We start from the raw sequence: 978 nt of genomic DNA on the forward strand, positions 1-978 counted from the left end.
ACCTTGTTCGCTCATSGTCGGGACGTCGGGGATCATCGGGATGCGCGTCGCCCCGGAGACGGCGATTGCCCGGATCTCGCCGGAACGGATCATGGAGGCGCTGGAGCCCGASGAGACGGCCATATCGAGGCGACCGCCAACAAGGTCACGAACGGCTGGCGCACCGCCCCGGTAGGGAACATGCAACAGCTCGATGCCGGTCTCTGCCTGCAAGAGCTCGCCGGTTAGGTGCTGCGTCGTGCCGATGCCGGAACTGCCAAAACTTAAGGCGCCGGGACGTCTCCGCGCTTCCTCGATGAAATCCTGAAGATTTCGCCAGGGCCTGTCGCTCCGGACCGCGAGGATGTTGGGCGAGAGAGCCGCCAGCCCGATCGCGGCAAAATCCTTCAGGGGATCGAAGGCGAGGCTCCGGAACAGGACGTGGTGGTAGGCGAGTGGTCCGGTGCTCGCGAGATAGATCGTGTGATTGTCGGTGGCCCGAGCCACCATCTCGGCGCCGAGATTACCTGCCGCGCCCGTCCGGTTCTCCACGACGACGGTCTGTTGCAGTTCCTCGGGCATGATCGCCGCGAGRCCGCGCGCCAGAATGTCGGCCGCCCCTCCGGGCTCGAAAGTGGAAATCAGCCGGATCGATCGCGTCGGCCAGGCTTGTGCCCTTGCTGGCGCCGCGAGTGCGAGCCGGGTACCGCTAGCAGCMTGCGGCGGGTGAAGATCATGTTTTCCTCCCAGAAGCCCGTCGAGTATCTCGATYATGTTAGCCCGGCGATTGCTTGGTGCGCCGAAAATTGCCTTGTGCAAGCCGGATGGAWATTGGCCGCGGATGGCAACTTGGCACGTTGATCTGTCAGGATCCGGCCGATAGCGGCAGTTCTGCCTTCAGGTCGAGCGAGGGAAAGCAGACATAAGTTTTGCTAAGGAGACTGCCTCTAGTGGTCGGAAGGAGGGATTCTCCCGAGAGCTCCCCGGACAACGTGACCT

Annotated in this window: 1 protein-coding gene; it reads right to left on the reverse strand. The window is 63.3% G+C overall.

The features are described 5' to 3' along the window. Positions 1 to 798 (reverse strand): Bug family tripartite tricarboxylate transporter substrate binding protein (locus AC1DWF_RS32655; protein ID WP_476842664.1); only part of this gene is annotated, 798 nt, incomplete at its 3' end. Positions 799 to 978: the final 180 nt, after the last annotated feature.

The organism is Aminobacter sp. P4_D5 (assembly GCF_056401815.1).